The sequence below is a fragment of the Pseudomonas saudimassiliensis genome, assembly GCF_000939975.1.
GTDB classification, from domain to species: Bacteria; Pseudomonadota; Gammaproteobacteria; order Pseudomonadales; family Pseudomonadaceae; genus Halopseudomonas; species Halopseudomonas saudimassiliensis.
The window spans coordinates 1,619,953-1,644,490 of sequence record NZ_LK391969.1; the positions used below are offsets into that span (position 1 = coordinate 1,619,953).

A 24,538-nucleotide genomic window follows, 5' to 3' on the forward strand; every position below is an offset into this window, starting at 1 on the left:
CGGCCTCGACCTCGACCTCGGCGACGGGCGGCGACACCGGCGTCTCGGGCTCCGGCACGGACGGGGGCGGAGTGACCGGCGCGGTGGGCTCGTCGGCCTTGCGGCGCATCCAGCCAAACAGGCCTTTCTTGCCGCTCTTGCCGTTGTCGTCGCGCTCCGGATCCTGCTTGGGGTGTTCTGGCTTGTCTTTGGAACCAAACATTGACTATCACTATCTGATCTGGCGCGACCCCGGGCAGCCGCTGAATCACCGCAATGGTCCGGTTCAGCGCTTCCTTGGCCTGCGCGTGGAAGGTTGGGTTATCCTACCCCACTTCCGGCACTGGCGGTAATCACAGGACACCAAATACCCATGGCGCGACGCTCACTGCTGCTCCCCTTCTTATTGCTCATCTGCAGCCTGGCTGGCCCGGTTCAGGCCGTCGAGACCCGGCAGCCAACCCACGAATTCACCCTGGACAACGGCCTCAAGGTCATCGTCCGCGAAGATCACCGCGCCCCGGTGGTGGTCTCCCAACTCTGGTATCGGGTCGGCAGCAGCTACGAGCCGCCCGGCCGCACCGGCATGTCCCATGCCCTGGAACACATGATGTTCAAGGGCAGCGAGCGGCTGGAGCCGGGCCAGGCCTCGCGCCTGCTGAGCAGCCTGGGCGCCCAGGAAAACGCCTTCACCAGTCGGGATTACACTGCCTATTACCAGATCCTCAGCCGTGACCAGCTGGCCATCGCCCTGGAACTGGAAGCCGAGCGCATGCACGGCCTGACCCTGCCCGAAGACGAATTCCTGCGGGAAATGGAAGTCATCAAGGAAGAGCGCCGCCTGCGGGTCGATGACAACCCCAACAGCCTGGCCTACGAGCGCTTCCTGACCCAGGCGTACATGGCCAGCCCCTATGGCCAGCCCGTCATCGGCTGGATGCACGATCTGGATCGACTGACCGTAGACGACCTGCGCAACTGGTATCACCAGCACTACCAGCCCAGCAACGCCATCCTGGTAGTGGTGGGCGACGTGCAGGCGGACGAAGTGCGCACCCTCGCCGAGCGCTATTTCGGCCCGCTGACGGACACCCCGGCTACCCCCGCCAAGGCCCCGCGGGAGCTGCCCGGCGGCAGCGAACGCAGCCTGACCCTGCACCTGCCGGTGCAGATGCCCAGCCTGCTGCTCGGATTCAACGTGCCCAGCCTGAGCACCGCCGAACAGGCCTGGGAGGCCCACGCCCTGCGCCTGCTCGAAGCGGTGCTCGACGGCGGCTACAGCGCCCGCCTGCCCAGCCGCCTGGAACGCGACCAGGCCATTGCTACCTCGGCCTCCGCCAGCTACGACGGCTTCGCCCGCGGCGACAGCCTGTTCCTGCTGTCCGGCCTGCCCAACGAGTCCCGTGACACCAGCCTCGAACAGCTGGAGCAGGCGCTGTGGGAGCAGATCGACCAACTCAAGCAGACCCCGCCCAGCCAGGACGAGCTGAACCGGGTGCAGGCGCAGATGACCGCCGAACTGGTGTACGCCCAGGACAGCATCAGCCACCAGGCCAACCAGATCGGCATGCTGGAAAGCATCGGCCTGCCCTGGACCCTGCTGGATGAGGACGTCGCCGCCCTGCAAGCCATTACCCCCGAACAGATCAGCGAGGTAGCGCGGCGGTACCTGGTGCCCGAGCGCCTGACCCGCGCCCATGTTCTACCCGTTACCACCGAGGAGACGCGCTGATGGCCGCTGCCACCCCCAACCGGCGCCCGCTGGTGCTGCTATTGCTGGTCGTGTTGGCGGCCATCGTGCTGGGCTTCCTGCTGCTGCGCGAGCCCAGCCCGGAAGCGCCCGCTCCCACCCCGGAGCCAACCGCTGCCCAGCCGGTCGACCCGGCGGAGATTGAAGCCGAGCCCGACGCGGTCGTCGCCGAGCTGCTGCCGGCGCTGCAGTCACTGCAGCAGGTCGACCTCGACCAGCCCCCTGCGCGGCGCAACCTGGACCTGCAGCACTGGACCACCGAGCAGGGCACCCGGGTGTATTTCATGCAGGCCGAAGAGCTGCCCATGCTCGATATCCAGTTGCTGTTCGCTGCGGGCGCCAGCCGCGATGGTGAGCTGCCCGGCCTGGGCACCATGACCAACGCCATGCTCAACGAGGGCACCGGTGACCAGGACGCCGGCACCATCGCCGCCGGCTTCGAACGCCTCGGCGCCCAGTTCACCAACAGCGCCCACCGGGACATGGCCCTGGCTGGCCTGCGCACCCTGAGCGCCGACGACAAGCTGGATGCCGCCGTAGCCCTGTTCACCCAGGTAGTGGCCCGGCCCAGCTTCCCCGAGGATGCCTTCGAGCGCCTGCGCAACCAGCTGCTGGCCAGCCTCAAATTCCGCCTGCAACGGCCGGCGGCCCTGGCCAGCGAAGCCTTCTGGGCCGACCTGTATCCCGGACACCCCTACGGGACCCTGCCCGAAGGCCAAACCGAGAGCCTGCAGGCAATGACGCCGGAGACCCTGCGCCAGTTCCACAGCCAGTACTACACCACCGGTAACACGGTGATTGCCCTGGTGGGTGACATCAACCGCGAACGGGCTGAACGCATCGCCCAGCGCCTGGCCGATGCACTGCCCCAGGGGCCCGCCGCCCCGGTAATCACCGACCCGGAACCGGCCACCTCCAGCCATCGGCATATCGAATTCGACGGGCAGCAGACCCACATCCTGGTCGGCCAGCACGGCATCAGCCGCCACGATCCCGACTACGCCGCCCTGTATGTCGGCAACCAGATCCTCGGCGGCTCGGGCTTCGGCTCCCGCTTGATGCAGGAAATCCGCGAAAGCCGTGGGCTGTCCTACTCGGTAAGCAGCCGCCTGATCCCCATGCAGGCCACCGGTCCGGTGATGGTCAGCATGCAGACCCGCTCCGACCAGGTGGACCAGGCCCTCGAGGTCATCCACCAGAGCCTCGACGCCTTCATCAACGAAGGCCCGACCGAGGCCGAACTGGCCCGCACCAAACGGCAGATCAATGGCGAATTCCCGCTGAGCACCGCCAACAACGCCGCGATCGTCGCCCAGCTCGGCATGATCGGCTTCTACGGCCTGCCGCTCAACCACCTGCAACTGTTCCTGGATCAGGTCCAGGCGCTGACCGTCGAAGACATCCGCGCCGCCTTCGCCCGGCATTTCGATCCCGAGCAGCGCCTGGTCATCACCGTCGGGCCGGCACCGGGTATCGCAGACAGCGCACCGGCCGACGCCGATAACGAGACCGATCTGCAGGATCAGGAAACCGACGCCACCCCCACACCGGAGCCACAGGCATGAAGCAACCCAAGGCCCGCCCGAGCCAGCTGCGCATCATCGCCGGCGAATGGCGCAGTCGGCGTTTCAGTTTTACCGAGGAGCCAGGGCTGCGACCGACCCCGGACCGGGTACGCGAAACCCTGTTCAACTGGCTGAGCATGCACATCGAGGGCGCCCGCTGCCTCGACCTGTTCGCCGGCAGCGGGGCGCTGACCCTGGAGGCCCTGTCCCGCGGCGCCGCCCAGGTGCTGGCCTGTGACATGAGCCGCGATGTCGTCACCACCCTGCGCGGCCACCTGCAGACACTGCAATGCGAACGCGGCGAGGTACTGCAGAAGGACGCACTGAACCTGCTCACCGGCAGCCCGGCGGCGCCCTTCGACCTGGTTTTCCTCGACCCGCCGTTCCACCAGGACCTGCTCATCCCCGCCTGTACCGCCCTGGAAACCAACGGCTGGCTGACGCCAGGCGCCTTCATCTACACCGAAAGCGAAACCGCCCCGGAACGCCTGCCCTACCCGGCAAACTGGCGCCTGCATCGAGAAAAGAAGGCCGGCCAGGTGTGGTACAGCCTGTGGCAGCGTCAAGCTGGCGAATAGCTGGCTGCGCAACGCAACGAACACAACGCAACGCCAAAACATCCGATGGCACTGGTTGACCAGGCCCAGGACGACCGTGTGCCGCCATGGACGGCGGCACACGAGCTACAGGGACGTACTCACAGCGTGTCGTCCTGGGCCTGGTCAACCAGAGGCATCCTGCACAGACTCGCCGCCACCAATACCGAACCGGCCAATTGTTAACGTTTTCAGTTTGGCCGCAGCCGGGCCATAGGCTACCATCGGCGCTCCGGAACCCACAGGCAGGACAAAGCCAATGAATACTGTTCTTTATCCCGGCACCTTCGACCCCATCACCAAGGGGCATACCGACCTGGTTGGTCGCGCGGCCAAACTGTTCGACAAGGTGGTCGTCGCCGTCGCCGCCAGCCCGAAGAAGAACCCCGCCTTCTCGCTCGAACAGCGGGTCGATATGGCGCGTGAAGTACTCAAGGAGTTTCCCAACGTCGAAGTGGTGGGGTTTTCCACGCTGCTGGCGCACTTCACCCGTGACGTCGGCGCTAACGTATTGCTCCGCGGCCTGCGTGCGGTATCCGACTTCGAATATGAATTCCAGCTGGCCAACATGAACCGCCAACTGGCTCCGGATGTGGAAAGTCTGTTCCTCACGCCCTCGGAGAAGTATTCTTACATCTCGTCCACCCTGGTGCGGGAAATTGCCTCCCTGGGCGGCGACGTCACCAAATTCGTTCACCCGGTAGTCCATGAAGCCCTGCTCAAGCGCTTCGCCGGCTGAACAGATCGCTTTGCGGAGTAGCCGATGGCCCTGATCATTACCGACGACTGCATCAACTGCGATGTCTGCGAACCCGAATGTCCCAACGGGGCCATATCCCAGGGCGAGGAAATTTATGTCATTGACCCCAACCTCTGCACCGAGTGCGTCGGCCACTTCGACGAACCCCAGTGCCAGCAGGTATGCCCGGTCGATTGCATCCCCCTCGACCCCAACCGGGTCGAAAGCAAGGAGCAGCTGATGGAAAAGTACCAGCTGCTCACCACCGCCGAATGATCCGCCTGCGCGCCCTGCTGTACCTGCCGCTGCTGCTGAGCTTCGCGGTAGTCAGCACCGTGCAGGCCGCGGCGGTCCCCGGCCAGCAGGCGGTAGCCAGCGCCCACCCCACCGCGACCGACGCCGGCCACCTGATTCTCGACCAGGGCGGTAACGCCTTCGACGCCGCCATCGCGGTGGCCGCTACCCTGGCCGTAGTCGAACCTTACGGTTCCGGCATTGGCGGTGGCGGTTTCTTCCTGCTGCGCGAGGCCCGCGACACCGAACCCCGCTACCGCTTCCTCGACGCCCGGGAAACCGCGCCCCTGGCTGCCAGCCGCGACATGTATCTGGACCAGGACAACGACCGCAAGCTGCAGCGGGTGATCAACGGCCCGCTCGCCGCAGGCATCCCCGGCCTGCCCGCCGCCCTGGTGCACCTGGCCGAACACCATGGTCAACTGCCACTGGCCCAGAGCCTGGCGCCAGCAATTGCTGCTGCCGAGCAGGGCTTCGTGCCCGGCCCAAGCTACCGCCAGCTGGTGGGCTTTCGCCTCGAAGCCATGCAACAGGATGCGGAAACCGCGCGCATCTTCCTGCGGGATAACGACGTCCCGGCCGCCGATGCGCTGATCCGCCAGCCCGAGCTGGCCGCCACCCTGCGGGCGCTGGCACAACAAGGTCGCGCCGGTTTCTATGGCGGGCCGGTGGCCGAGCAGCTGATTGCCGGGGTCCAGGCGGCCGGTGGCATCTGGCAGCAGGCTGACCTGGACAACTACCAGGTAATCGAGCGCGAGCCTATCCGCTTTTCCAGCGCCGGCTTCGAAGTGATCAGTGCCCCGCTGCCCTCCGCCGGCGGCATTACCCTGGCCGGTATCCTGCAGGGCCTCGACCATCTGCCCGCCGCCACGCCCAGCTCCACCCAATGGACCCACCAGTTGGTGGAACTGATGCGCCGCACCTACCGCGACCGCGCCCTGCTGTTGGGTGATAGCGATTTTGTCAGCGTGCCGGTCGAGCGACTGGTCTCCGCCGACTATGCCCGCCAGCTCGCCGCCGGCATCGATCCCGAGCGCGCCACGCCCAGCCTGGAGCTGGGTGAGCCCAAGGCAATTCAGGAAGGCACCAATACCACCCACTTTTCGCTGATCGACCGCCAGGGCAACGCCGTCGCCGCCACCCTGAGCGTCAATCTGCCCTTTGGCGCCGCCTTTACCGTGCCCGGTACCGGCGTGCTGCTGAACAACGAAATGGATGACTTCGCCGCCGACCCGGACGGCAAGAACAGCTACGGGCTGGCCGGCAGCGAAGCCAACGCCATCGCCCCCGGCAAGCGGCCGCTGTCGAGCATGACCCCGACCATGCTGGAAAACTCCGAGCAGCTGGCAGTATTGGGTACGCCCGGCGGTAGCCGCATCATCAGCATGGTGTTGTTGGGCGCGCTACAGGCGATGGAGGGCAAGCCGGTCAGTCAATGGGTCAGCCGGCCACGCTTCCATCATCAATACCTGCCCGATCATATCCAGGTCGAGGACAATGCCTTCACCGCTGGGCAGCAGGCCGCCCTGGAAGCTTTGGGGCATCGACTCAAGCCGGTCGGCCGTGACTATGGTGACATGCAGGCGCTGTTGTGGGACAAGCGCCGCAACGAACTCAGCGCGGCCAGTGACCCTCGCGGTGAAGGCGATGCTACCGTCAAACAGCCGGTCAAGCCTGACTGACCGCCTGCTCCAGACGTTGGGCCTCATCCGCCGGCACGCTTCGGCCAAAGCCCGCGTGGGCCCGCAGCAGGTGACGACGAATGCGCAGCAGGTAATGCAGGTCATTGAGCAACGATGTCGCCTGCCAGCCATCCAGCTCCCGGTTGCGCAATTGCTGCTGCAGGTCGCGCTGGAAAGCATCGGCGAAGAGGTGCTCCTCGTTCTCCTGAGCCGCCAACTCCCGGGTCTGCGCAACGGCGTCACCCGCCACCTCAGCACGCCGGGAAAGTTCCCGCAGTGTCAGCCCGCACTGCTCCCGCAACCGGCTATAGGCTTCGCGCACCAGGGGCTGGGGGCTATCGATCTGCTTGCGCAGGTTTTCCTGCAGATGTTTGGCTGCCTTCACCGCCGCCACCAGATCCCGCGCTGCCATGGTGCTGTTGAACAGGGACTGTTGCTGCTCGGGCAACAGGGAAACATCAACGCGGGAGACGAAGTCGACAATATCGGCGTAAATGCCCTTCACATGCCGTTCATACAGGGCCTCGGCATCTTCCCGCAGCGCCAGGGGCACCGGCTGCCGTACGCGGGCATGCAGCTCGGCGGAGGTCAGGTCGGCAAGGTCATGGGGCAGATACAGCGCCGCGCCCACCACCTGTCGGCTCAGCTGGGCCAGGTGCTGCAGTTCCTGCTCCAGTACCTTGAGCGCGGTATCCGCGTGCAGCAGCGCGGTATCGTTGACATATTTGGTCCGGGTGCGTGGCCGCTCACTGAGCCGGCCGCTGTCGGCCAGCGCCCCCTCCTCCGGCAGCCAGCGCTCCAGCAGCCGCACCAGCAGCGGGCTCCAGGGCAACACCAGCAACAGGCCGAACAGGTTGTACAGGGTATGGAACAAAGCCAGCTTCAACATGTGCGCGTCCGGCGCCAGCCCGCCAACATCGGCCAGCCACTCCACCGCGGCCATCAGCGGGTGCAACAGCAGCAAGGCCGCGCCGGCGGTCACCAGGTTGAAGATCAGATGGGTTGCAGCGATACGCCGCCCGGCGTTATTGCTGCCGATGGCGGCGAACAGGGCGGTGGCAGTGGAGCCTAGGTTGGCCCCAATGACCAGCGCCAGGGCATTGTCATACTGCACCTGGCCGGCGGCCAGCGCCGCCAGGGTCAATACCAGCGTAGCGTGGCTGGACTGCATGATGACGGTGGCCACTGCTCCGACCAGCACAAACAGCAGCACGCCGGCCCAACCGCCGATGGCGTAGCGGGCAAGATCAAAGGCACCGTCGACACTGCTGAAGCCGGTCTTCATCAGGTCGATACCGAGAAACAGCAGGCCGATACCCAGCAACGCCAACCCGCCACCGCGCCAGCCGGCCTCCGCCCGCCGCGCCAGGAACACCCCGAAGGCGAGCATCGGCATGGACAGCTGCGCCATGTTCAATTTGAGCCCGGCCAGGGCAATCAGCCAGGCCCCGGAGGTGGTGCCCAGGTTGGCACCCAGGACCAGGCCCACCCCACCGAGTGTATTGATCAGCCCGGCACTGAGAAAGGCGATACCCAGCAGCGTGACCAGGGTGCTCGATTGCACCATGGCGGTACTGACGACACCCACCAGCAGGCTGCGCCATAGTCCACTGGTGCTCCACTTCAGCCAGCGCTCCAGGGCGCCACCGGAGAAGGCGCGAAACCCTTCCTCCAGCCGGCCGATACCGAGCACGAACAGGGCCACCCCAGCGGCCAGGGTCGCCAGTTCGGTGCTCCAGATCATCAGGCCAAGCAGGGCCACCAGCAGGACAGGCAACCCGGCCTGTCGAATCATCTTGCGCATATACCCCGACTACCTGACAGGCGGGCTGCGGCTACCGCTCCCTGGCGCGCGTCAGCCTCGTTTCAGAGACTCTCGTGTTGCTGCTTGCGACCGTAGCCGCTCTTGGTGCAGCCCAGGCAACGCATGAAGGTTTCCTTGCCGGGACGCACCACCAGCTCCTGTCCTGCCTCGGCTGTATTACCGGCCAGGGCGGTGAACGGCAGGCTGATGACGAAGGCGGCAGCCCCGACGGCGGTAATGGCCGCGCCGATGGGCCGGGCGATGATGAGGTCACCGACCATGGCGAAGATGCCGGGGTTCTCGACGTGTTCCTGGTAGCCGAAGTTGGCGTCGTTGGCGGAAACCGCGCCGGTAAGCAACAGGCCGGCGAGCAGAGCGGTGGTATGACGTAACAGGCGCATGATGGTAATCCCTGGTTGTGGCCCGATAGGCGTTCAAGTCGTGGCGTGGTCCCCCTTCCCGGGAGACCTGCAGCCGACCTCATTGTAGGCACATTCGCACCTTTGCGGAATCCAGCCGGTGAAATTTGCCAACCCGGTCGAGAAACGCCCGGGGTCAGCGCTGGCAGCGCCGGCAGAATACGGAACTGCGCTGGCCCAGCCGGCATTCCGATAGCGTGGTGCCGCAGACCTTGCACAGCTGCCCGCCCCGCCCGTAGACGAACAGTTCCTGTTTGAAATACCCCGGCTTGCCATCCCCGCCGATGAAGTCACGCAGGGTGGTGCCGCCACTGTCGATGGCCCGCGCCAGCACCTTCTTGATTTCCTCGGCCAGCGCCAGGTAGCGCGCCCGGCTGATGCGCCCGGCCTCCCGGCGCGGATCGATGCCGGCGGCGAACAGCGCCTCGGTCGCATAGATGTTACCCACCCCAACCACCACGGCGTTGTCCATGATGAACGGCTTGACCGCCATGCTGCGCTTGCGCGACAGCTGGTACAGACGCTCACCATCAAATTCCGTCGACAGCGGCTCGGGACCGAGGTTGGCGAGCAGCGGGTGCACCTCCCCGGCGCGCTGCCAGAGCATGGCACCGAAGCGGCGCGGGTCGGTGTAGCGCAACGTCAGCCCCGAATCCAGTTCGATATCCACATGCTCATGCTTGAGCACCGGGGTCGCGGCGGGCACCAGCCGCAGATTGCCGGACATGCCCAGATGACTGATCAAGGTACCTCCGCCGATATCCATCAGCAGGTACTTGGCCCGCCGGCGCACGGCGGTGAAGGTCTGGTTCTCGATCTGGATCGCCAGGTCTTCGGGGATCGGCCAGCGCAGGCGGCTATCCCGCACGATCAGGCGGGTGACGCGGTGGCCCTCCAGGTGGGGCGCGATACCCCGGCGGGTGGTTTCGACTTCAGGTAGCTCAGGCATGGATCGGTAATCTTGTCAGATATGCAGCCAATGGACCCCGAACAATAGCAGCAACAGCAACGGCAATGCAGCGAGGACAAACCGGCCGTTCCAGACGAAGGCTACCCGCCACGGCTTCTCGCCACTGAAACGCGCCAGGATCAAGGCGGACGGGCCGAACGGCGAAAAGATCATGGCAATGGAGAACCCGCACATCAACCCGAGGGCCGGGGTCATTATCGGCACCCCCAGGCGCGCCAGCTCGGCCAGCAAACCGACCAGCAGCGATAGCGACACAATGGGCGCCACTCCCGCAGCTGCCAGGATAATGATGCCGAACAGGCTGCCCACCGCCAGCAACATGTTGTACTTGGGTTCCTGCGCCAGCCACAGCGCCAGGTCCTCGAGGGGCACCAGCGCGCCCAGCGCACCGCCCATGAGCGCGGCGCAGCCAAAAATGAACATCTCGTTATGCATGGTGACCAGGTTGTCGCTGATCTCGCTGATGACCCGCCGCGGCGAGCGTTCGCACCAGAGCAGGTAACCAGCGATGCCCACTGGGATCAGGATCATCGCCGCCTGGGAGGGCGTCAGCAGCGTCAGCCAGGCCAGCATGCCGATAGCCATCAGCCCCAGCAGGCTGCCTATCAATAGCGCACCCATTCCGGTGGCGGGGGTGCTATCGCCGATATTATTGCGCAGGCGCAGCAGGCCCGTGGTCTCCCGGCGCCAGCCGACTACCAGCAACAGCAACGCCGCCACCAAGCCGTACGGCACCATCGTGGACCAGGACAGTTGCGGCATTTCCCGGGTGATCATGGCGATAGTCACGCTGGTCGGGGCAACCAGGGGCACCAGGGCGAAACCGCGCAAGGTGGTGACCATGACCGAGCGCAAACCCTCGCGCCGCTGGCTATCGTCCAGCGCATACTGGCGCAGATGCTGGTCGAGCGTGCCGCATAACAGGCTCATCATGCCGAAATTGAGGATCGAGCCGATGCTACCGGAGGTCAACACGTAGCGTGGATACAGCCAGATGGCAGGGCCGGCCAGCAGCGCCTTGTGCATTTCCCGCAAGTGCGGCAAGCGGCGCGCCAGCAACTGCATCAGTCCCAGGGCGCCGAGGAAACTGGCGTAATAGGCCCCGGAGGCTGCGAGACGCCCCCATAATGCCGGATCGGCCTGCCCGAGCATTGCCACGGCCAACAGCATGCCCACCGTGATCAGCCCCAGCACCCGGGGATAGATCAGCAGCCGGCGAAAATGCAGCAGGTAATAGCCGGCCAGCGCTGCGGCGGCAAACCAGCTGAGCTGCGGCCACTGTGCGCCCAGCGCCACCAGTTCCAGGCCGACGCCCAGCGGCAGCAACAGGGCGGTCATGGCAGATCTCTGCGCAGCGCACCCTTCTTGAATACCCCCTCGCCGAAGGCGAGCAGGTTGTCGTTTTCATCGAGCAGGTCACAGGAAGCCATGAAGATCTTGTGGCCATTCTTGCGGCAGGTAGCCACCGCGCGCACCCGTGCCCCCTCATCGGCGGTCGCGCTGAAATTCACATTCATCGACAGGGTGATGGCGACCCGCCGCTCGTCCGGGTTCTCGGCGTAGGTGCCACACAGGCCCATGGCAATATCCAGCAGGCTGGCAGTAATGCCGCCGTGCAGGTTGCTGGCATTGTTCAGGTGCCGCTTTTCCAGGGTCAGGCCGACCACGGCCCGATTGGCACTGTATTCCAGCAGTTCACCACCCAACTCCTGAAAGAAGCCGGTTACCGTACGCTGTACGGCCAGATTCTGGTCTTCACTCATAGATGATCCTGATATCGATGTCAGCAGGTATGGGGCGTGCCCATAGGCGCGGCAGTATGCCACGCTAAAGACCACGTGCAACCTCGCCTGGGTCAGCCTTATAGGGCCCGATAACTGCGGCTCGGCTTGCACTGATGGACCGCAGGATTTAATCTCGTGCGACTTTAAACGAAATACGGTTCCGCATAGCGGAACAGAGTAACCGAGGAGCCTGAACATGTTCAACCGGATTGGCGTTATCGGTGCCGGCGCCATGGGCCGTGGGATTGCCCAACTGTTTGCCAGCAGCGGTCAACAGGTGCTGCTGTTCGATACCCGTGCCGAGGCCATCGACGACGCCCTCGCCTTCAACCGCAACCTGCTCCAGCGCCAGGTCGCCAAGGGCAAGCTCAGCGAGGCGGAATTCGAAGCAGTCAATGCCCGCATGCAGCCCGCTGCAGAACTGCAACAGCTCAAGGATTGCGACCTGATCATCGAGGCCATCGTCGAGATCCTCGAGGTGAAGCAGAAGCTCTTTACCGATCTGGAGGCCATCGTCCGCGAGGACTGCCTGCTGGCCACCAACACCTCGTCCCTGTCGGTGACCCGCATCGCCGCCGGTTGCAGCCGTCCGGAGCGGGTCGCGGGCTTCCATTTCTTCAATCCTGTGCCGCTGATGAAGATTGTCGAGGTGGTACGCGGCTCGCGCACCGAGGAGCGCTACATCCAGGGGCTGGTCGAACTCGCGGAAAAGGCCGGGCACTTCCCGGCCATCACCCCTGACACCCCCGGCTTCCTGGTCAACCACGCCGGCCGTGCCTTCGGCACCGAAGCCCTGCGCATGCTCAGTGAAGGCGTCGCCACGCCCCAGCAGATCGACCGTATCCTGCGTGATGGCCCGGGTTTTCGCATGGGGCCCTTCGAGCTGTTCGATCTGACCGGGTTGGACGTGTCCCACGCGGTGATGGAGTCGGTGTACGAGCAGTTCTACCATGACCCGCGCTACACCCCCTCCTTCATCGCTGGCCAGCGCGTTGCCGCCGGTCTGCTGGGTCGCAAGACCGGCCAGGGCTTCTACCGCTACGAAGAGGGCCAGAAGATCGAGCAGCCCGAGCCTGCGCCGGAGACCGTGCTGATCAACCGGCCGTTCTGGCTGCAGAGCGATGACCAGGGGCTGCGCAGCCAGGTCGCTGCCGTGCTGCAGGCTGCCGGCGCGATCCTCGAGAGCGGCGAGCAGCCCTCCGCCGAGGCCATCTGCCTGGTCACCCCGCTGGGTGAAGACTGCACCGCCGCCCTGACCCGCCTGGGCCTGCCGGCGGCACGCACCCTGGCACTGGACAGCTTTGCCAATTGGGACAAGCGCCGCACCCTGATGCGCCAGCCCGCCGCCGAGGCCGATGTGGTTGCCCAGGCGCGCCAGGCCCTGGCCGCCGATGGCGTGCCGGTGGAAGTGATCAACGATTCCCCCGGTTTCGTCATCCAGCGGCTGATCGCCAGCGTGGTGAACCTGGGTACCGAAATTGCCCAGAAGGGTATCGCCACACCGGACACACTGGACCGTGCCATCCAGCTTGCGCTGGGCTATCCGAAAGGCCCGCTGGCCTTCGGCGAGCACTACGGCAAGCAGGCTATCCTCACCGTTCTCAACAACATGCAGGCCACCTACGGCGAGCCGCGTTACCGTCCCAGCCCCTGGCTGCGCCGCCGCGTCCAGCTGGACCTGCCGTTGACCACCCCCGATTTCCAGGAGTAATCCGATGACTGCTTATATCTATGATGGTTTGCGCTCGCCCTTCGGCCGCCACGCCGGTGCCCTGGCCCCGGTACGCCCGGACGATCTGCTGGCCGAGGTGATCCGCGCCGTGGTCGCCCGCAACCCCTTCGACGGCAAGGACTACGAAGACATCGTCATGGGCAACACCAACCAGGCCGGTGAAGACGCCCGTAACGTGGCACGCCACGCCGGCCTGCTGGCCGGCCTGCCCCAGGAGGTGGCCGGTGTCACCGTCAACCGCCTGTGCGGTTCAGGTCTGGCTGCCATCCTCGATGCCGCCCGCGCGGTGAAATCCGGTGAAGGCGACCTGTTCCTGGCTGGCGGCGTGGAAAGCATGAGCCGCGCGCCCTTCGTCATTGCCAAGAGCGAAAGCCCCTACTCCCGCGACTTCCGCGCCTTCGACAGCACCATCGGTGCCCGTTTCCCCAACCCCCGGGTTGAGTCCGAATACGGCGACGACACCATGCCGCAGACCGCCGACAACGTAGCGGCCGACCTGGGCATCAGCCGCGAGGACGCCGACACCTACGCCGCCCGTAGCCAGGCGCTATACGAGAAGGCCCGCGCCGAGGGCTTCTTCGCCGAGGAAATCCACCCGATCGAAGTGCCCCAGGGCCGCAAGAAGCCGAACAAGGTGGTGGACCAGGACGAGCACCCGCGTCCGGCCAGCGACATGGCGGCCCTGTCCGGCCTACGCCCGCTGTTTGGCGGCGGCGTGGTCACCGCCGGTAACGCCTCCGGCGTCAACGATGGCGCCGCAGCGCTGATCATCGGCAGCGAAGCCATTGGCCAGAAATACGATATCAAGCCCCGCGCCCGCATCCTCGCCGGTGCTGTCTCCGGCGTTGCGCCGCGCGTGATGGGCCTGGGTCCGGTCGAGGCCTGCAAGAAGGCGCTGAGCCGTGCCGGTCTGACGCTGGATGATATGGACGTGATCGAGATCAACGAAGCCTTCGCCGTCCAGGTGCTGGGTTGCGCCAAGCAACTGGGCATCGCCTTCGACGATCCCCGCCTGAACCCCAACGGTGGGGCCATCGCTGTGGGCCACCCGCTGGGCGCCTCAGGTGCCCGCCTGACCCTGACCGCCCTGCGCCAGCTGGAGCGTACCGGCAAGCGTTATGCGCTGGTGAGCCTGTGCATTGGTCTGGGCCAGGGTGTTGCAGCGGTGATTGAGCGCGTTTGATAGGCCGCTCCCCCTCTCCCATGGGGAGAGGGGGAATCCACCCCCACGAACCACCCCCGGAACTTCTGACCCCACCCCGATCTCTGCTATGGTATCGATCCCATCGAACCGGAAGCGCCCCGATGCAACTGAACACCAATCCTTTTGAATGGCTGGGCCAGGCCTTTGGCACGCTCGTCCGGCTGATTGTCGATGGTCTGGCCTGGATATTCGATATCCTCGGTGGCGCCAGCACCGCCTTCGTCAACGGGTTTTCCCGTGCCCTGGGCATCGACAGCAGTATCCTCAGCATTGCCTTCGTGGTACTCGGGCTCTTCCTCATCTACCTGGGGATCAGTTCGTTTCTCAAGAAACGCATCATCGGCGGCGTGATCTGGCTGCTGCTCGGGCTGTGGCTGCTGAGCAGCCTGATTCGCTGAGCCACGCCATCCATCGACCTGTACAGGAGAACACCATGGGTTTTGCCTTGAATCTCGATCTGCAACTGACCAGCAGTGCCTTCGCCAACGACGGCGCCATCCCTACCCGCCACACTGGCGAGGGTGAGGACGTCTCCCCCGCCCTGAGCTGGAGCGGCGCCCCGGCCGGCACCAAGAGCTTTGCGGTGATCTGCCACGACCCGGATGCGCCGCTGGTGTCGGCCAACGGTACCTATGGTTTCGTCCATTGGGTGCACTACAACATTCCCGCCGACGTAACCTCGCTGCCCGAAGGCTGCAAGCACCACACCGATGGCCCAACCAACTTCGGCAAGCCCGGCTACGGTGGCCCGATGCCCCCTGAAGGTCATGGCCAGCACAAGTACTACTTCTGGATCCTGGCACTGGACTGCGAGCCGAATCTGGAGGACGGGCTGGATATGTGGCAGCTGCTGGCCAAGGTCGAGCCCCATACCCTGGCCATGAACCGCCTGGTTGGCACCTACCAGCGCGACTGACGTTCTGCGCCGGTGCGGCCCTGGGCCGCACCGTTTCCATTCTTCTCTGGCAATCGTCGCCATGCATGACGGCGGATTCACGTTGCCATACCAGCTTGCCGCCGCCCGCCGCGGTGCCTAGCATGATTCGCACTGACGCCTGCCAACGGAACAATATCAACAATGAGTAGCCCACTATTCGATCAGGCCATTGCCCTGAACGCCGTCTCGTCCAACCTGTATCGCGGCCAGACCAGCGAAGCCTTCCAGAACATGGTCGGCCCCTTTGGCGGGGCAACCGCCGCTACCCTGTTGAATGCGGTATTGCTGCACCCCGAGCGCCTGGGTGATCCGGTGTCCCTCACAGTGAATTTCGCCGGCCCAGTGGCCGATGGGGAATTCGAGATCGAAGCCACTCCGCTGCGTACCAACCGCTCGACCCAACACTGGCTACTGCTGCAGAAGCAGAACGGCGAAGTAGTCACCAGCGCCACCGCGTTTTTCGCTACGCGCCGGGACACCCTGTCGGAGCAGCAGGAAAGCGCCCCCCCGGCACCGCCGGCGGCCTCCCTGCAGCGCACCGATATCAGCATCCGCAACTGGTTCAAGCACTACGATTTTCGCTTCGTGCATGGCATCCCGCTGATGCCGCGCAAGACGGAGGAAAATCCGGCTACCGAGTCCCTGTTATGGGTACGGGACTATCCCGAGCGGCCGCTGGATTATTGCTCACTGACCGCACTGGGCGATGTCTTTGCGCCGCGTATCTTTCTGCTGCGCAACCACTTCACGCCATCCGGTACCGTGTCCATGACCCATTACTTCCATGCCACCAGCGATGAGCTGGCGAAGGTCGGCACCGGGTTCGTGTTGGGTCGTGCGCAGGCTTCGCGGCTGCACAGCAGCTACGCTGACCAGGTCGCCCATCTATGGTCGGAGGATGGTGTGCTGCTGTTGACCAGTACGCAGTCGGTGTATTTCAAGGAGTGATGGGAGGTGGCGGCTGGCCTGATGGCCAGCCTCGCTGCGAGGCGCAGCTCCTACAGTAGATCGCGCCTGCGATCCAAAGCGCTGGGGCTTGGCCCGCCCGCTCAGCCCAGCGCTGCCAGCACTTCTGCACGCAGCGGCGCGTTGAGCAGTAACCGGGTTTCCCGGTAGGCCTTGCGATCCAGCGCCGCCAGTTGCCGGGCCTTTTCCCTGGCCCGGTCAAGCAGGTCACCGCCGGTGGCCAGCTCATCATAGAAACCCGCTTCCAGCGCCTGCTCCGGGTTCAATATCTGCGCCTGCAAGGCACAGCGATTGAGCCACTGTGGCGCTACCCGTGCCCGCGCCTGGGGCATGGCCGCATCGGGCATGGTCATGCCGATGGCCACTTCGTTCAGGCCGATATTGAATGCACCCGCCGCGCCGATGCGGTAGTCGGCCAGCAGCAACAGGAACGCTGCCTTGGCCATGGCGTGGCCAGTGCTGGCGATCACGACCGGTGCCGGGTAGTCGAGCAGCGCCAGGGTCAATCGATCACCTGCGGCGCGCATGGCATCGCAGGCCGGGCCACCGGCGGCGATCAGCTTGCGATCGTAACCACCACTGAAGCAGCCGGCACGGCCATAGATAAGCAGCGCCGCGTCCGCCCTGGCCGCCTCGGCAATGGCGGCCAGCAGACTGTCCAGCATCTGCTCGGACAGCGCATTGACCTTGCCGTCGTCCAGGGCGATCTCGGCCACCCCGTCGGTGATGGCCCAGACCAGCGTACTCATGCCCCGGCCTCGGCCGCCGCCTGGGCCCGCGCCTCGTCACGCAGCACCCGGCGCAGCAGCTTGCCAACGGTGGACTTGGGCAGGTCGTCGCGGATTTCGATGAAGCTGGGCACCTTGTAGCCGGTCAGTTGCTCGCGGCAATGGGCAATAATGTCGGTCTCGGTCAGGTTCTGATCATGCAGGCTGATGTACAGCTTGATGGCTTCGCCCTTGCGTTCATCCGGAATGCCTACGGCCACGCATTCGCGGATGCCGGGATGACGCATGACCGCATCTTCCACATCATTGGGGTACACGTTGAAACCGGAGACCAGAATCATGTCCTTCTTGCGGTCGACCAGCTTGAGGAAGCCGTCTTCATCGATCACGCCGATGTCGCCGGTTTTCAGCCAGCCGTCTTCGGTGAAGGTCTCGGCGGTCGCTTCGGGACGCTGCCAGTAGCCCTTCATCACCTGCGGCCCACGTACCAGCAGTTCGCCGGGCTCGCCGGAGGGCAGCTCGTTACCGGCATCGTCGACGATCTTCAGTTGCGTATCGATGATCGCCTGGCCGATATAGCCTTCCTTATAAGGAGTAGTCGCGGTCGCAGCAATGACAACCGGCGAGGTTTCGGTCATGCCGAAGCCTTCGCGGATGACGCTGCCGGTACGCTCGTGCCAGCGCTTGGCGACAGCCAGGTTCAGCGGCGCGCCGCCGGAGTTGACCCATTTCACCTGGCTGAAATCGATGCTGTCGAACTTGGGATGGGCCATCAGCGACACGAACAGCGAGTTGATCCCGGTCAGCAGGGTGATCCGATGGCGCTGCATATCGGCAATCATGCCATCCAGGTCCCGCGGGTTGGTGATCAGCACGCTGTTGAAGCCGGTGAACACCGAGGCCAGGCAGTTCGCGGTAAACGCAAAGATGTGATACAGCGGCAGCGGCGACACCCGCACTTCGTTACCGTACTCCAGCTCGCCGGGGTTCAGGATGCTGACGGCCTGCAATACATTGCACAGCAGGTTGAAGTGGGTGAGCATCGCGCCCTTGGAAACGCCGGTGGTGCCGCCGGTGTATTGCAGTACCGCCAGGTCTTCCAGACCGCGGTTCGGCTCGACGGCCGGCAGCGTCTTGCCCTTGGCCAGCGCAGCCATGAAGCGGCTCACATCGGCCTCGTCACTCTCCAGTTGGGGATTGCTCCAGTCGTCTACGCTGGTGACGATCAGTCGCTCGATGGCGGTTTCAGCCTGCACCGCACGCACCAGCGGCACCAGGCGATCGAGCACCACGACCGCGCGGGCGCCGGAATCAGCGAACTGATGACGGGTTTCCGGGGCGGTGTACTGGGGGTTGGTGTTGACGATGACCAGACCGGCCTTGAGCGCACCAAAGATGGTGACGACATACTGCAGCAGGTTGGGTAGCTGGATGGCCAGACGATCGCCGGGCTGCAGGCCCAGATCATGGCGCAGGTACCGGGCGAAGCTGTCGGCCCGCTCGCGCAGGCCGGTGAAACTCACTGAATCCGCACCGCAGGAGAAGGCGGTCTTGTCGCCATAATCACGACAGGCCTGCTCCAGAAGGTCATAAAGATTGGTATGACCGAGTTCGGCCAGCCGGCCGGCGACAACGCAGGATTCGGGTGTGGACATCTGAACCTCTTATTGGACTATTATTTTGCAGTGCGAAATAGAATACCAAAAAGATGCTATTCTATCTCCCGCGACTGTGCAATCATCGGTACAAAACACAACAAAACTGCTGTGCAGAACGCCCCTGTGCCAAGCCCCGCTCCACCCGAGTAGCCCGGCATCGTCCGCGCGGCAATGATCGCCACCCACGGATGCCCTCTCTTCAAGGTATGAAAGTTTTATGAACGACGATCAGGCAGAAAACATCCCCACCAAGGACCGCAAATTTGTCGAGGCGCTGTCCCGCGGCCTGGATGTATTGCGTGCCTTCAGCCAGGGCTCGGTAGTCCTCGGCAACCAGGACATATCCCGGATCACCGGACTGCCCAAACCCACCGTGTCCCGCATGACCTACACCCTGACCAAGCTCGGCTACCTGGCCTATTCGCCCCAGTTGGAGAAATACCAGCTGGACTCAGGTGTACTGGCGCTCGGCTACGCGTACGTGTCGAATCTGCGGGTCCGCCAACTGGCCAAGCCCTACCTCGACGAGTTTGCCCGCAATACCAATACCTCGGTCGGCCTGACCTGCCGCGATCGGCTGTCCATGATCTATGTGGAGAACTGCCGCCCCGCCGAGATCACTTCCCTGCGCATGGATGTGGGCGTGCGCCTGCCGCTGGCGACCACCGCCGCCGGGCGCGCCTACCTGGCAGCCATGAAGCCGGAAGAGCGCACGCATGTGATGAGCGCCCTGGCCAAACGCAATCCAGAGGGTTGGCCGGAACTGGAACAGCAGCTGGAGCAATCCTTCCGCGACTACGAAAAATATGGCTTTTGCCTGTCCCTCGGCGACTGGGACCGCAACGTCAACGCCGCCGGCGTGGCCCTGCACCTGCAGGACGGCACGCTGATGGCATTGACGTGCGGCGCACCGACCTATCTGGTCTCCGAGGACAAGGTGAAAAACCAGCTCGCTCACCAGCTGGCCATCCTCGCCCGGGATATCGAACGCCTCGGGGTGTGATTATAAATGGTGGTTATGCACCACCATTTAGCAACGGGCATCGACAAGGCTGTGCAAGTTTTGTATTTTGCCATGCGAAACATGGTTTCATTATTTCGCACAATGAAACGCATTTGATCGACTCACAGGAGATTCAACATGTCGGACGTCGTCACACTGGAACGGCAAGGCGCCATTGCCGTGGTCAGAGTCAACAACCCACCGGTCAACGCGCTGGGCGTAGCGGTTCGCCAGGGGCTGCAGAACAGCTTCCAGACCGCTGAGGCTGACCCCGAGGTGAAGGCCATCGTCCTGGTTTGTGAAGGCAATACCTTCATCGCCGGTGCCGACATCAAGGAATTCGGCAAGCCGCCGCAGTCCCCGAGCCTGCCCGACGTGGTCAATGGCATCGAAGCCGGCAGCAAGCCGAGCGTCGCCGTGATCCACGGCACCGCCCTGGGCGGTGGTCTGGAAGTGGCCCTGAGCTGCCACTACCGTATCGCCCGCAAGGATGCCAAGGTCGGCCTGCCGGAAGTGAAACTGGGCCTGTTGCCCGGTGCCGGTGGCACCCAGCGCCTGCCCCGCGTGGTTGGCGTGGAGAAAGCCCTGGACATGATCGTCAGCGGCGCGCCGATTGCCGCCACTGAAGCCCAGCAATTGGGTGTGGTCGATGAGGTATTCGACGGCGAGCTGCTGGCTGCCGGCCTGGCCTTCGCGGAACAGCTGATTGCCGAGGGCAAGGGCCCGCGCCGTACCGGCGAGCGCACCGACAAGCTCGAAGGCGTGGACAACGCCGCGCTGGTCGCTGCCAAGCGAGCCGAGATCGAGAAGAAGACCCCGGGTCTGTTCTCGCCCCAGCGCTGCGTTTCCGCAGTAGAAGCCTCCTTTACCCTGCCGTTGGCAGAAGGTCTCAAGCGCGAGCGCGAGCTGTTCGGCGAATGCCTGGTGTCGCCCCAGCGCGCCGCCCTGGTACACGCCTTCTTCACCGAGCGCCAGGCCTCCAAGGTCGATGGCCTGCCCAAGGACACCCCGGTTCGCGAGATCAACGCGGCGGCTGTCATCGGCGGCGGCACCATGGGTGTCGGCATCGCCATGTGCTTTGCCAACGCCGGTATTCCGGTGCAGATCCTGGAGATCAGCGAAGATGCCCGTGACAAGGCCATCCAGCGCGCCCGCGATACCTATGGCATGAGCCTCAAGCGCGGCAGCCTGACCGAAGCGGCACTGGAAAAGCGCATGGCGCTGATCAGTGGCGTAACCGATTACGCCGACCTGGCCCAGGCGGACGTGGTGGTGGAAGCGGTATTCGAAGATATGAGCGTCAAGCAGAAGGTCTTCGAAGCGCTGGACGCCAACTGCAAGCCCGGCGCCATCCTGGCCAGCAACACCTCCTCGCTGGACCTGAACCAGATTGCCCAGTTCACCAAGCGTCCCGAAGACGTGGTCGGCCTGCACTTCTTCAGCCCGGCCAACGTCATGCGGCTGTTGGAAGTGGTGCGCGGCGAGAAGACCAGCGACGAAGTGCTGGCTACCGCCATGGCCCTCGGCAAGAAGCTGAAGAAGGTCGCTGTGCCGGTGGGCGTGTGTGACGGTTTCGTCGGCAACCGCATGGTATTCCAGTACGGTCGCGAGTCCGAATTCCTGCTGGAAGAAGGCGCCACTCCCGAGCAGGTCGACGGCGTGCTGCGCAAGTTCGGCCTGGCCATGGGCCCGTTCGCCATGCGCGACCTGTCCGGCCTGGATATCGGCCTGGCCATTCGTACCCGCCAGCGCCAGACCCTGCCCGCCGAATTCAAGCTGCCGACCATCCTCGACAAGATGGCCGCCGCCGGCATGCTCGGTCAGAAGACCGGCAAGGGTTTCTACGTCTACGAGAAGGGTTCGCGCACGCCGCTGCCCAACCCGGAACTGCCGGCCATCCTCGAAGCCGCGTCCAAGGAGCAAGGCATCGAGCGCCGTGAGCTGAGCGATGAGTACATCATCGAGCGCACCATCTATGCGCTGATCAACGAAGGGGCAAAGATCCTTGAAGAGGGCATTGCCCAGCGCGCCAGCGACATCGATGTCATCTATATCAATGGCTACGGCTTCCCGGCGCATCAGGGCGGCCCCATGTTCTATGCTGACGCGGTCGGCCTGGATCGCGTGTACGCGCGGATCTGCGAATTCCACGAGCAGCTGGGTGCCTGGTGGAAGCCGGCCCCGCTGTTGGAAAAGCTGGCCAAAGAAGGCCGCAAATTCGCCGATCTCTAAGACTTTCTGTGGGCACCCGCGGGTGCCCACAGCGGAATAACAATGAGGACCCACCATGGAAATCCATTACACAGCTGAACAAATCGCCTTCCGCGACGAAGTGCGCGCATTCCTCAAGCAGGAACTGCCGGCGGACATCTCCAGCAAGGTCAAGCTCGGCAAGCACCTGACCAAGGCCGACCACGAGCGCTGGCAGCAGATCCTGTCCAAGAAGGGCTGGTATGCACCGGGCTGGCCGGTCGAGCACGGCGGCACCAACTGGGGCCCCGTGGAAAAACACATCTTCGACGAAGAGACCTCCGCCGCTGGCGCTCCGCGCACCATTCCCTTCGGTGTCGCCATGGTCGCCCCGGTGATCATCAAGTTCGGTACCGAAGAGCAGAAGCAGAAGTACCTGCCGCGCATCCTGTCCGGTGAAGACTGGTGGTGCCAGGGTTACTCCGAGCCGGGTGCCGGTTCCGATCTGGCCTCGCTGAAGACCCGTGCGGTACGCGACGGCGACCACTACGTCGTCAACGGCCAGAAGACCTGGACCACCCTGGGCCAGCACGCCAACATGATCTTCTGCCTGGTGCGTACCGATCCGGAAGCCCAGCAGCAGCGTGGTATTTCCTTCCTGCTGATCGACATGGCTACCCCGGGCATCACCGTACGGCCGATCATCACCCTGGACGGCGACCATGAAGTCAACGAAGTGTTCTTCGATGACGTGCGCGTGCCGGTGGAAAACCTGGTCGGCGAAGAGAACAAGGGCTGGACCTGCGCCAAGTACCTGCTGACCCACGAGCGTACTGGCCTGGCCGGTATCGGTTCGTCCAAGGCGGCCCTGAGCCACCTGAAGAAGATCGCCGCCAAACAGCAGAAGGGTGGCAAGTCGCTGCTGGAAGACCCGCTGTTCCGGGCCCAGATCGCCGAAGTGGAAATGTCCCTGATGGCCGCTGAAATCAGCACCCTGCGTATTGTCGCAGCAGCCTCCGAAGGCGGCGTACCGGGCGCGGAAAGCTCCATCCTCAAGGTGCAGGGCACCGAGATCCGCCAGGCCATCACCCACCTTATTCGCAAGGCCCTCGGCCCGTACGCCCTGCCCTTCCTGCCGGAAGAGCTGGAAGGCGACTACGACGGCGAGTGGCTGGTGGATGACTATGCCGCGGCACCGGCGTCGACCTACTTCAACATGCGCAAACTGTCGATCTTCGGCGGATCCAACGAGATCCAGAAGAACATCGTCTCGAAAATGATTCTCGAACTCTAAGGAGCGCCGATCATGGACTTCAAATTGACCGAAGAGCAACAGATGCTCCAGGACACCGCGGCCCGCCTGGTACGCGACGTTTACACCTTTGAAAAGCGCCTCGAGTTCAGCGCCAGCGACGCCGGTTTCAGCACCGACTTCTGGCAGCAGCTGGGTGAGCTGGGCCTGACCGCCATCCCCTTCGCCGAGGAACTGGGCGGCTTTGGCGGCAGCGGCGTGGAAACCATGCTGATCATGGAACAACTGGGCCGCGGCATCTGCCTGGAACCCTACATGGAATCCGTGGTACTGGCCGGCGGCCTGATCGGCCAGCTGGGCAGCGAGCAGCAAAAGGAAGAACTGCTGGGCGCTATCGCCAGCGGTGAGCTGCAGGCCGCCGTCGCGCTGGATGAGCCGAGCAGCCACTACAACCTGTTCGACGTGCAGACCATGGCCAAGCAGACCGGCAGCGACTGGACCCTGAACGGTCGCAAGGCCGTGGTAATCGGCGGCCACACCGCAGGCAAGATCATTGTCTCCGCGCGTACCGCTGGCGATGTGCGTGACCAGCAAGGCATCAGCCTGTTCATCATCGACCCGAATGCGGCCGGTGTAACCCGTCGCGTATACGCCACTGTCGATGGCCGCAAGGGTTGTGAACTGTTCCTGGAAAACGCCAAGGGCGAGCTGCTGGGCACCGCGGGTGACGCCTATGACGCCATCCGTTACCAGAGCGGCCGCGCCATTGCCGCCCTGTGTGGCGAGGCCGTTGGCGCCATGCGGGTCGCCTGCGACCTGACCCTGGAATACCTGAAGACCCGCAAACAGTTCGGCGTGCCGATCGGCAAGTTCCAGGTACTGCAACACCGCATGGTCGACATGATCAGCGAGCTGGAGCGCGCCACCTCCATGGCCATCCTGGCAGCCAGCCTGGCCGACGAGAAGGACAGCGACGATCGCAGCGCCAAGCTGTCCGCCGCCAAGTTCATCGTCAACCGCGCGGCCCGTTATGTCGCCGAGCAGTGCATCCAGCTGCATGGCGGCATCGCCATGACCTGGGAGTACAACGGCGCCCACTACGCCAAGCGCCTGGTCATGATCAGCCACCAGTTCGGTGATGATGATCATCACCTGGAAGCCTATTCCAACCAGCTGGTTGTTGCCTGAGGCTGACCTCCCGGCGGGAAAAACAGCGGTTTGTCCTGTTTTTCCCGCCAATTCATTTCAAACAGGCGGTCTGGGTACTATCGGACAAGAAAACTGCC

22 protein-coding genes and 1 pseudogene are annotated in these 24,538 nt (G+C 64.3%); 15 read left to right on the top strand and 8 right to left on the bottom strand.

Annotated elements, in window-relative coordinates; translation table 11 throughout:
- A pseudogene (locus VG99_RS16170) lies at window positions 1-202 on the bottom strand (hypothetical protein); the annotation flags it as partial.
- A 150-nt stretch (window positions 203-352) separates the two neighbouring features.
- Between VG99_RS16170 and VG99_RS07460 the strand changes: the two are divergent.
- The 6 genes from VG99_RS07460 (at window position 353) to ggt (ending at window position 6,605) form a co-directional block, all read left to right on the top strand.
- The gene (locus VG99_RS07460; RefSeq protein ID WP_044499141.1) at window positions 353-1,711 is read left to right on the top strand and encodes a M16 family metallopeptidase; all 1,359 of its coding nucleotides are present in this window, start codon (window positions 353-355) and stop codon (window positions 1,709-1,711) included.
- Window positions 1,711-3,294, top strand: coding sequence for a M16 family metallopeptidase (locus VG99_RS07465; protein WP_052508734.1), 1,584 nt, complete (start codon window positions 1,711-1,713; stop codon window positions 3,292-3,294). The genes VG99_RS07460 and VG99_RS07465 overlap by 1 nt, the downstream gene beginning before the upstream one ends.
- A complete protein-coding gene (gene rsmD / locus VG99_RS07470; RefSeq protein WP_044499143.1) occupies window positions 3,291-3,872 on the top strand; it encodes a 16S rRNA (guanine(966)-N(2))-methyltransferase RsmD in 582 nt (193 codons plus the stop codon). Before VG99_RS07465 ends, rsmD begins: the two co-directional genes overlap by 4 nt.
- Window positions 3,873-4,149: 277 nt before the next feature.
- Window positions 4,150-4,629 carry a pantetheine-phosphate adenylyltransferase gene (coaD, locus tag VG99_RS07475; RefSeq protein WP_044499144.1) on the top strand — a complete coding sequence of 160 codons (480 nt, stop codon included), beginning with the start codon at window positions 4,150-4,152 and terminating at the stop codon, window positions 4,627-4,629.
- A gap of 24 nt (window positions 4,630-4,653) precedes the next feature.
- Entirely contained in the window at window positions 4,654-4,905 is a 252-nt protein-coding gene (locus VG99_RS07480) for a YfhL family 4Fe-4S dicluster ferredoxin (protein ID WP_044499146.1), read from the top strand.
- The gene (ggt, locus tag VG99_RS07485; protein ID WP_044499149.1) at window positions 4,902-6,605 is read left to right on the top strand and encodes a gamma-glutamyltransferase; all 1,704 of its coding nucleotides are present in this window, start codon (window positions 4,902-4,904) and stop codon (window positions 6,603-6,605) included. The genes VG99_RS07480 and ggt overlap by 4 nt, the downstream gene beginning before the upstream one ends.
- Here ggt and VG99_RS07490 read toward each other — a convergent pair.
- The 5 genes from VG99_RS07490 to VG99_RS07510 all read right to left on the bottom strand — a co-directional run bounded on the left by VG99_RS07490 (window position 6,592) and on the right by VG99_RS07510 (window position 11,561).
- Window positions 6,592-8,409, bottom strand: coding sequence for a Na/Pi cotransporter family protein (locus VG99_RS07490; protein ID WP_044499155.1), 1,818 nt, complete (start codon window positions 8,407-8,409; stop codon window positions 6,592-6,594). The two genes, ggt and VG99_RS07490, sit on opposite strands and share 14 nt — an antisense overlap.
- 62 nt (window positions 8,410-8,471) lie before the next feature.
- Window positions 8,472-8,810: a hypothetical protein gene (locus VG99_RS07495; RefSeq protein WP_044499160.1), complete on the bottom strand. Its 339-nt coding sequence runs from the start codon at window positions 8,808-8,810 to the stop codon at window positions 8,472-8,474.
- Window positions 8,811-8,964: 154 nt separating this feature from the next.
- On the bottom strand, window positions 8,965-9,777 hold the full coding sequence (mutM, locus tag VG99_RS07500; RefSeq protein WP_044499161.1) for a bifunctional DNA-formamidopyrimidine glycosylase/DNA-(apurinic or apyrimidinic site) lyase: 813 nt from the start codon (window positions 9,775-9,777) through the stop codon (window positions 8,965-8,967).
- A 15-nt stretch (window positions 9,778-9,792) separates the two neighbouring features.
- Window positions 9,793-11,136, bottom strand: a complete 1,344-nt coding sequence (locus VG99_RS07505; RefSeq protein ID WP_044499162.1) for a hypothetical protein — start codon at window positions 11,134-11,136, stop codon at window positions 9,793-9,795.
- Window positions 11,133-11,561 (bottom strand): PaaI family thioesterase, encoded by a 429-nt coding sequence (locus VG99_RS07510; RefSeq protein ID WP_044499163.1) that lies wholly within the window; start codon window positions 11,559-11,561, stop codon window positions 11,133-11,135. The genes VG99_RS07505 and VG99_RS07510 overlap by 4 nt, the downstream gene beginning before the upstream one ends.
- Before the next feature lie 217 nt (window positions 11,562-11,778).
- Between VG99_RS07510 and VG99_RS07515 the strand changes: the two genes are divergently transcribed.
- The 5 genes from VG99_RS07515 (at window position 11,779) to VG99_RS07535 (ending at window position 16,403) form a co-directional block, all read left to right on the top strand.
- Window positions 11,779-13,293 (top strand): 3-hydroxyacyl-CoA dehydrogenase, encoded by a 1,515-nt coding sequence (locus VG99_RS07515; protein WP_044499164.1) that lies wholly within the window; start codon window positions 11,779-11,781, stop codon window positions 13,291-13,293.
- Between the two features lie 4 nt (window positions 13,294-13,297).
- Window positions 13,298-14,497 carry a 3-oxoadipyl-CoA thiolase gene (locus VG99_RS07520; protein WP_044499165.1) on the top strand — a complete coding sequence of 400 codons (1,200 nt, stop codon included), beginning with the start codon at window positions 13,298-13,300 and terminating at the stop codon, window positions 14,495-14,497.
- Window positions 14,498-14,619: 122 nt separating this feature from the next.
- Window positions 14,620-14,916 (top strand): hypothetical protein, encoded by a 297-nt coding sequence (locus VG99_RS07525; RefSeq protein WP_044499168.1) that lies wholly within the window; start codon window positions 14,620-14,622, stop codon window positions 14,914-14,916.
- Between the two features lie 35 nt (window positions 14,917-14,951).
- Window positions 14,952-15,434 carry a YbhB/YbcL family Raf kinase inhibitor-like protein gene (locus VG99_RS07530; protein ID WP_044499170.1) on the top strand — a complete coding sequence of 161 codons (483 nt, stop codon included), beginning with the start codon at window positions 14,952-14,954 and terminating at the stop codon, window positions 15,432-15,434.
- 162 nt (window positions 15,435-15,596) lie between these two features.
- Window positions 15,597-16,403, top strand: coding sequence for an acyl-CoA thioesterase (locus VG99_RS07535; RefSeq protein ID WP_044499171.1), 807 nt, complete (start codon window positions 15,597-15,599; stop codon window positions 16,401-16,403).
- 101 nt (window positions 16,404-16,504) lie between these two features.
- Here the strand turns inward: VG99_RS07535 and VG99_RS07540 are convergent, their stop codons facing one another.
- Together VG99_RS07540 and VG99_RS07545 are read right to left on the bottom strand one after the other, a co-directional pair.
- Window positions 16,505-17,170, bottom strand: a complete 666-nt coding sequence (locus VG99_RS07540) for a crotonase/enoyl-CoA hydratase family protein (protein WP_044499172.1) — start codon at window positions 17,168-17,170, stop codon at window positions 16,505-16,507.
- Window positions 17,167-18,804: an AMP-binding protein gene (locus tag VG99_RS07545; protein ID WP_044499173.1), complete on the bottom strand. Its 1,638-nt coding sequence runs from the start codon at window positions 18,802-18,804 to the stop codon at window positions 17,167-17,169. The genes VG99_RS07540 and VG99_RS07545 overlap by 4 nt, the downstream gene beginning before the upstream one ends.
- A gap of 220 nt (window positions 18,805-19,024) precedes the next feature.
- Between VG99_RS07545 and VG99_RS07550 the strand changes: the two genes are divergently transcribed.
- The 4 genes from VG99_RS07550 (at window position 19,025) to VG99_RS07565 (ending at window position 24,440) form a co-directional block, all read left to right on the top strand.
- On the top strand, window positions 19,025-19,810 hold the full coding sequence (locus VG99_RS07550; protein ID WP_044499174.1) for an IclR family transcriptional regulator: 786 nt from the start codon (window positions 19,025-19,027) through the stop codon (window positions 19,808-19,810).
- Between the two features lie 138 nt (window positions 19,811-19,948).
- Window positions 19,949-22,042, top strand: a complete 2,094-nt coding sequence (locus tag VG99_RS07555) for a 3-hydroxyacyl-CoA dehydrogenase NAD-binding domain-containing protein (RefSeq protein ID WP_044499175.1) — start codon at window positions 19,949-19,951, stop codon at window positions 22,040-22,042.
- Window positions 22,043-22,097: 55 nt separating this feature from the next.
- Window positions 22,098-23,294 carry an acyl-CoA dehydrogenase family protein gene (locus tag VG99_RS07560; RefSeq protein ID WP_044499176.1) on the top strand — a complete coding sequence of 399 codons (1,197 nt, stop codon included), beginning with the start codon at window positions 22,098-22,100 and terminating at the stop codon, window positions 23,292-23,294.
- Between the two features lie 12 nt (window positions 23,295-23,306).
- Window positions 23,307-24,440: an acyl-CoA dehydrogenase family protein gene (locus tag VG99_RS07565; RefSeq protein ID WP_044499177.1), complete on the top strand. Its 1,134-nt coding sequence runs from the start codon at window positions 23,307-23,309 to the stop codon at window positions 24,438-24,440.
- Window positions 24,441-24,538 lie beyond the last annotated feature (98 nt).

What these genes read in the sequence shown, in the direction of transcription:
- VG99_RS07460 (WP_044499141.1), top strand. Translation starts at nt 353, where the DNA reads ATGGCGCGACGCTCACTGCTGCTCCCCTTCTTATTGCTCATCTGCAGC.
- VG99_RS07465 (WP_052508734.1), top strand. Translation starts at nt 1,711, where the DNA reads ATGGCCGCTGCCACCCCCAACCGGCGCCCGCTGGTGCTGCTATTGCTG.
- rsmD (WP_044499143.1), top strand. Translation starts at nt 3,291, where the DNA reads ATGAAGCAACCCAAGGCCCGCCCGAGCCAGCTGCGCATCATCGCCGGC.
- coaD (WP_044499144.1), top strand. Translation starts at nt 4,150, where the DNA reads ATGAATACTGTTCTTTATCCCGGCACCTTCGACCCCATCACCAAGGGG.
- VG99_RS07480 (WP_044499146.1), top strand. Translation starts at nt 4,654, where the DNA reads ATGGCCCTGATCATTACCGACGACTGCATCAACTGCGATGTCTGCGAA.
- ggt (WP_044499149.1), top strand. Translation starts at nt 4,902, where the DNA reads ATGATCCGCCTGCGCGCCCTGCTGTACCTGCCGCTGCTGCTGAGCTTC.
- VG99_RS07490 (WP_044499155.1), bottom strand. Translation starts at nt 8,409, where the DNA reads ATGCGCAAGATGATTCGACAGGCCGGGTTGCCTGTCCTGCTGGTGGCC.
- VG99_RS07495 (WP_044499160.1), bottom strand. Translation starts at nt 8,810, where the DNA reads ATGCGCCTGTTACGTCATACCACCGCTCTGCTCGCCGGCCTGTTGCTT.
- mutM (WP_044499161.1), bottom strand. Translation starts at nt 9,777, where the DNA reads ATGCCTGAGCTACCTGAAGTCGAAACCACCCGCCGGGGTATCGCGCCC.
- VG99_RS07505 (WP_044499162.1), bottom strand. Translation starts at nt 11,136, where the DNA reads ATGACCGCCCTGTTGCTGCCGCTGGGCGTCGGCCTGGAACTGGTGGCG.
- VG99_RS07510 (WP_044499163.1), bottom strand. Translation starts at nt 11,561, where the DNA reads ATGAGTGAAGACCAGAATCTGGCCGTACAGCGTACGGTAACCGGCTTC.
- VG99_RS07515 (WP_044499164.1), top strand. Translation starts at nt 11,779, where the DNA reads ATGTTCAACCGGATTGGCGTTATCGGTGCCGGCGCCATGGGCCGTGGG.
- VG99_RS07520 (WP_044499165.1), top strand. Translation starts at nt 13,298, where the DNA reads ATGACTGCTTATATCTATGATGGTTTGCGCTCGCCCTTCGGCCGCCAC.
- VG99_RS07525 (WP_044499168.1), top strand. Translation starts at nt 14,620, where the DNA reads ATGCAACTGAACACCAATCCTTTTGAATGGCTGGGCCAGGCCTTTGGC.
- VG99_RS07530 (WP_044499170.1), top strand. Translation starts at nt 14,952, where the DNA reads ATGGGTTTTGCCTTGAATCTCGATCTGCAACTGACCAGCAGTGCCTTC.
- VG99_RS07535 (WP_044499171.1), top strand. Translation starts at nt 15,597, where the DNA reads ATGAGTAGCCCACTATTCGATCAGGCCATTGCCCTGAACGCCGTCTCG.
- VG99_RS07540 (WP_044499172.1), bottom strand. Translation starts at nt 17,170, where the DNA reads ATGAGTACGCTGGTCTGGGCCATCACCGACGGGGTGGCCGAGATCGCC.
- VG99_RS07545 (WP_044499173.1), bottom strand. Translation starts at nt 18,804, where the DNA reads ATGTCCACACCCGAATCCTGCGTTGTCGCCGGCCGGCTGGCCGAACTC.
- VG99_RS07550 (WP_044499174.1), top strand. Translation starts at nt 19,025, where the DNA reads ATGAACGACGATCAGGCAGAAAACATCCCCACCAAGGACCGCAAATTT.
- VG99_RS07555 (WP_044499175.1), top strand. Translation starts at nt 19,949, where the DNA reads ATGTCGGACGTCGTCACACTGGAACGGCAAGGCGCCATTGCCGTGGTC.
- VG99_RS07560 (WP_044499176.1), top strand. Translation starts at nt 22,098, where the DNA reads ATGGAAATCCATTACACAGCTGAACAAATCGCCTTCCGCGACGAAGTG.
- VG99_RS07565 (WP_044499177.1), top strand. Translation starts at nt 23,307, where the DNA reads ATGGACTTCAAATTGACCGAAGAGCAACAGATGCTCCAGGACACCGCG.